Annotated in this window: 8 protein-coding genes; 6 read left to right on the forward strand and 2 right to left on the reverse strand. The window is 43.2% G+C overall.

Features of this window, described 5'->3' with window-relative positions:
* Positions 1-361 (forward strand): sulfurtransferase (locus WA010_RS06560; RefSeq protein WP_422556342.1); only part of this gene is annotated, 361 nt, incomplete at its 5' end.
* Between the two features lie 2 nt (positions 362-363).
* Here the strand turns inward: WA010_RS06560 and WA010_RS06565 are convergent.
* The gene (locus tag WA010_RS06565; protein WP_422556343.1) at positions 364-519 is read right to left on the reverse strand and encodes a hypothetical protein; all 156 of its coding nucleotides are present in this window, start codon (positions 517-519) and stop codon (positions 364-366) included.
* 73 nt (positions 520-592) lie between these two features.
* Entirely contained in the window at positions 593-1,240 is a 648-nt protein-coding gene (locus WA010_RS06570) for a ferritin family protein (protein ID WP_422556344.1), read from the reverse strand.
* A 194-nt stretch (positions 1,241-1,434) separates the two neighbouring features.
* Here WA010_RS06570 and WA010_RS06575 point away from each other — a divergent pair, with 194 nt between their 5' ends.
* The 5 genes from WA010_RS06575 (at position 1,435) to WA010_RS06595 (ending at position 5,205) form a co-directional block, all read left to right on the forward strand.
* Positions 1,435-2,637: an OprD family outer membrane porin gene (locus WA010_RS06575; protein WP_422556345.1), complete on the forward strand. Its 1,203-nt coding sequence runs from the start codon at positions 1,435-1,437 to the stop codon at positions 2,635-2,637.
* 20 nt (positions 2,638-2,657) lie between these two features.
* Positions 2,658-2,783, forward strand: coding sequence for a hypothetical protein (locus WA010_RS06580; protein ID WP_422556346.1), 126 nt, complete (start codon positions 2,658-2,660; stop codon positions 2,781-2,783).
* Between the two features lie 80 nt (positions 2,784-2,863).
* Positions 2,864-3,319 (forward strand): TonB-dependent receptor plug domain-containing protein, encoded by a 456-nt coding sequence (locus WA010_RS06585; protein ID WP_422556347.1) that lies wholly within the window; start codon positions 2,864-2,866, stop codon positions 3,317-3,319.
* A 32-nt stretch (positions 3,320-3,351) separates the two neighbouring features.
* Positions 3,352-4,890 carry a TonB-dependent receptor plug domain-containing protein gene (locus tag WA010_RS06590; RefSeq protein ID WP_422556348.1) on the forward strand — a complete coding sequence of 513 codons (1,539 nt, stop codon included), beginning with the start codon at positions 3,352-3,354 and terminating at the stop codon, positions 4,888-4,890.
* 117 nt (positions 4,891-5,007) lie between these two features.
* The gene (locus tag WA010_RS06595; protein WP_422556349.1) at positions 5,008-5,205 is read left to right on the forward strand and encodes a hypothetical protein; all 198 of its coding nucleotides are present in this window, start codon (positions 5,008-5,010) and stop codon (positions 5,203-5,205) included.
* Positions 5,206-5,221 lie beyond the last annotated feature (16 nt).

Below are 5,221 nucleotides of genomic sequence, written 5' to 3' on the forward strand. Positions count from 1 at the left end.
GATGATCGATGCCCGTCCGAGCGATATGTATCTAGGTGTCACCCCGACCCCGACGGTGAAACGTAACGGTCATATCCGTGGAGGAATGAGCTACTCATGGAACTACTCGGTGGATAAAGAGTACAACCTCAAACCCAAAGCGATGCTGGAGAGTGTTTTCAAAGAGGGGTACAAACTCGATAAAAACAAAGAGGTTCTCGTCTATTGTACGGGGGGATTGGAAACATCGTTCAACTATTTCGTCCTCAGCGGAGTTTTAGGGTATAAAAATGTCCGTTTATATGATGCTTCGATGAAAGAGTGGGGCAACCGTGAGGATACCCCGATCACACAATATCGCTACGAGATGTTTAAAAAGTAATCTTACTTTTTCAAAAGTTTCGGCTCGCAGAGATATTTTTTATCTTTGGCGACCCGTGCACATTTCTCACAAATAAATTTTGGTTTACTGACAATTTTGATGATTTTTTTGAAATGGATATCCAACTCATTTTTTTTAAGTTTGCAGAGCTCTTTCATGATAATCCCTTAATCGTTCGTGGTGAGCCCGTTGAACCATGAAGACCCTTCGACGGGCTCAGGGTGAACGGCATTAATTCAAACACTCCCGTTTAAAATACTCTCGTCCCGCTTTGCACAATGGACACGCAACAGGAGCTTTTTTTCCTCGGTGGATATGTCCGCACACTTCGCAGACCCAAATTTCATCTTCTTCGCTGGCAAAGAATCCATCGGCGATGAGTGCCTCTTTGAGGGCGGCGTATTCGCGTTCGTGCTCCACTTCGACTTTGCCGATGGCAGTAAAAAGCCGTGCTAACTCTTTATGCCCTTCGGCGGTTGCGATTTCGGCAAATGAGGGATACATCACCGTGTGTTCATAGTTCTCTCCACTCATTGCGCTGTCCAGATTGGCGGCCGTCGTATCGACATCACAGCCGTGGATTAGTTTATGATACGCTTTGTACTCGGCACGGGCGTGATACATCTCGTTATGTGCCGCTTCACGAAAATGGCGCTCAACCGCGTGCCATCCCTCATCATGGGCGATGTCGGCAAAGAGCTCGTATTTGTTCCGTGCCATACTCTCGCCGCCGAATGCTTTCATCAGGTTTACGGCTGTGAGGCTTTCGGTAATCATCTCCATTTCATGTCCGCAGCAGACGAGTCTTCCCCCTCCGACGTTTTGCACTTCGACTTCGTTTCCGCAGGTATTACAGCGGTAGGTTTCATATTGACGCATAGTGACTCCTCATAAATGGTCTTTACTCAAATCATAGCAGAAAAAGGGGAAACATAAAAAGATGTATAGATGATAAATATTATCATTATTAAGAGTATATTAAGTTGATAACTACTATCATGTTTGAATATTTTAATAACGCTGATCAAAATAGTAAATGTGTTGTTTGTTTAATTTTAAGGAGACGTAGAAAGATGATAAAAGCAATAGTACTAAGCATGGCGGCAGTAGTAGCCCTAAGCGCAAGCAGTATCGATGAGGCATTCGTAGCGGGTAAAGCAAGCGGACAAATCCGAGCGGCATACGTAAACCAAGATAATGCAGTAGATACGGATACTTATGGAACATCACTCGGTGGTGTTCTCAAATACGAAACAGCCGATTGGAACGGTCTTAAATTAGGGGTAGGAGCATACATCTCTCAAAAACTCCATTTTGTAACTGGGGACTTTGATGAGAACAAAGCAAACCTTGATTTGTTCGGTGAAGATACTAAATCGTATGCGTATGTCGGTGAAGTGTATGTTGATTATACCGTCGATGCTTTGAACCTCCGTGTTGGACGTCAGCTGATCGATACTCCGTTTGCCGATACCGATGATATCCGTATGCATTCGAATACGTTTGAAGCGGCTATTGCAACTTATAGCGGAATCGATAAAACAACTCTCGTTGGTGGATATGTAAAACGTTGGGCTGGCTATGACTCCGGTGATGATATCTCAAAATTTAAAAAGTTTTCAGAGAACTCTAACGGTGCGGCCGTAGTGGGTGTGATGAATGAGAGTGTAGAAAACTTAGCATTCCAAGGATGGTATTACAGTATCGATGAGCTCTCTAACGCTATGTATGCAGATGCAGTTTACACGATCCCGCTCAACGAGACAATGGGATTAGAACTCAGCGCACAATACGCACACTTCTCAGAAGAGAAAGAGAGCGGTATGGATGGTAATGTATACGGAATCGGCGTGGCATTTAACGTAGGTGCATTAACTCTCGGTGCGGCGTATAACAAAGCATCCAACGATGAGGGCAAATCGGTTTCTAACGGCTTCGGCGGCGGACCGTATATGACCTCGATGGAAGAGATGACGATTGATGGATTCGAAGATGTAAAAGCCTATCAACTCAGCGCAGAACTCGATATGGCTAATACAGGATTAGAAGGGTTAACTCTCACAGCGCTCTACGGTAACTTTAAAAGTACCCCTGCTGATATGAAAGTTAAAGAGATCGATTTGATCGCTGCGTATGAAATCAGCGAAGCACTCAGTGCCGAAGTGAGTTATGCGATGGTGGATGATAAGAATAAGAATACAGCGGTTGATGAATTTGATCTTGCGTATGATGGCGGGTATGATCGTTTCCTCGTTCGTTTGAACTATAACTTCTAAGTAACCATAGTAGGAGGTGTATGTTAAAAGAGGATCAAGTAATCGTCTCGTCATCTTCATCAGAGTATAATAGCACCGTTATAGAGTCAAAAATGGTGTTTAAAAATGATACGGCTATCCGTATCGTTCACGGTAATGAGATTTAATACCCTGAGAATTACCAAAGCCAACAAGCTCATTCTCACCAAATAATCGGTGCACTTGCGCCGAATTCCCAAGGATTATTGTGTTCTACCGCCCCCTCATACTTCTCACCTGTACCCTCTCTCTCGCTTGTGCCGAAGAGATACTTCAACTTGATAAAATATCCGTAGAAGAGACCTATAGTGTCATCGAAGAACGTAAAGATAACTCCATAGCAAAACGGATTATCAAAGGGGAAGAATTAGCCCAGTATGGTGATATGAATGCACAAGAGATGCTCAAACGGACACCAGGTGTCACTATCAGTGAGGGAAAAGGTAAAAAAGGCTCACCCGGAAAAGGGTATATCAAAGTTTTGATCGACGGTGAGGAAGTCTCAAGCACCAAAAGAGGAAATCCATTAGAGCATATCTCCCCCGATATGATCGAACGTCTCGAAGTGATGACCAACGGTTCAGCCGAGCACAGTGCTGAATCGATGGGGGGATTGTCAATATTGTCCTTAAAAAACCCGCTTCCGAGGGGAAAACCATCGTAAAAGTGACCGCAGGAATGTATGAGGGTGAACCGATGACATCTGTGTTTGCCCAAAACGAAGGGAAAAAAGGGAAACTCTCCTACCTTGTAAATACGACATTATCGGATAATTCACAAGATGACTCTTCATCGACACAAACGGACAGTTATAATGAAAACACCGATACCGATTCACGTTACCGATCTCTTAGCCTCAATACCAAACTAATCTATGCTCCTACTTCAAAAGATAAATATATGTTTGACGGTGCGATCAATCGGAGCGATTACACCAAAGAGAGTGTAGAAAAGAGAGTGGGCGGTGTGAATGAAACCCTACTGCACAATGATGAGGGGGACGCTCTGATGATCTGGGCGAAACTCTCAGGAAGTCATAATCTCTCAGGAACCGAGTTGCTTGAGTGGAAACTCAAATACCATGAGAACGATTCCGACGGTATTACGAGATCCGATGATGCAACAACGTTGAGTGAACAAAATGACCTCGGGAAATTTCGGGTATTCGGAAGCGAGGGGAGTTACTCAAAAGCTTTTGATGAGCATTTCATTAAAACAGGCATTGATCTCAAACGTTTGACTCAAAACGATGAGGTCTCATCCTATACCAACGGCGTTTTGAACACGGTGAAGAAACAAAATTTACGTGAAGACAAAGGTTCATTTTACCTACAAGATGAGATTAGCGTCGGGGAAAAAATGATTCTAACCCCAGGGATTCGATTTGAACGATCCCTCCGTCAGTTTGAGCAAAATAGTGATATCGATTACTTTGCTCCCTCGCTCCATGCCCTTTATAGACTGAGTGAAAACGATAACCTCCGTGCCAGTGTTGCTAAAACGGTGAAACTGCCCCGTTTGAGTGAACTCTCTTCCTCTTTGGACAGCTCTCTCGATGATAATGATCTGAACCATCCTGATATGAGTGGAAATCCGAACCTAAAAGAAGAGTCGGCGATCAGTTATGAGGTACGGTATGAGCACTTTTTCGAGGATAAAGGGATTATGAGTATCGGCGGATTTTATCGTGACATCAGTGATAAAATTGAAAAATTGACAACACTCGAATCAGGTCGATATGTCGAACGACCTTATAATGTGGGTGAGGGAAAACTGTGGAGTTTGGAACTAGAGCTCAAAAAATCACTCGATATGTATGTCAAAGGGCTAGGAATTTTCGGTAATGCTACGATCCAAAATTCGTCTCTTGTTTCTGATGGGGTAAAACGAACCATAAAAGGGACGAACGATTATATCTATAACATAGGAGTCGATCATCGGCTCTCAATGTATCACTTGACCTATGGTGCCGCATATCGTTATGTAAGCGGATATGACGACCCTATCGATGCGCGCGGTGTGGCAGAAACCCAAGAGGGATATGGAACATTGGATATATATGCCAAAAAGCGATTGGATTCTACCTATAAGCTGGGACTTAACCTCAAAAACATTACCCAAGAGACTATTCAAACCACTTCAAAACGTTATGTTAGCGGTGTCCTTAATGAAACTCAGATTGACAACGAAAAATCCCGCTTCCATTTCCTTGTAACTTTAGAGGGGCGCTGGTAAGCTTGACGAATAAACAAAATAATATCTAAACTTAAAGCGTCAATCTAGAGGGGATTTATTAACCGATTCTAGGATAAGATGGTTACCATTTCTTAATACTAAATCAGGAGATTTCCAATGCAAGACAACGAACCGACACTCAGTTCTATCGAGGACTACGATACCTTAAAAGGGTCAAAGAAAAAAGTAGTTTGGACCGTTATTATCAGCGGTTTATTACTCGGTGCCATTTTTGTTGCCGCAAAAATGTATTACGGCAGTACGGAAGACACTATCGTGGTGAATGAAAGCATCGGGAAAGTTCCAGTTAAATAATGGTAAAATTCCACTA

Origin of the sequence: Sulfuricurvum sp., from assembly GCF_049305995.1 — a bacterium.
Lineage (GTDB): Bacteria > Campylobacterota > Campylobacteria > Campylobacterales > Sulfurimonadaceae > Sulfuricurvum.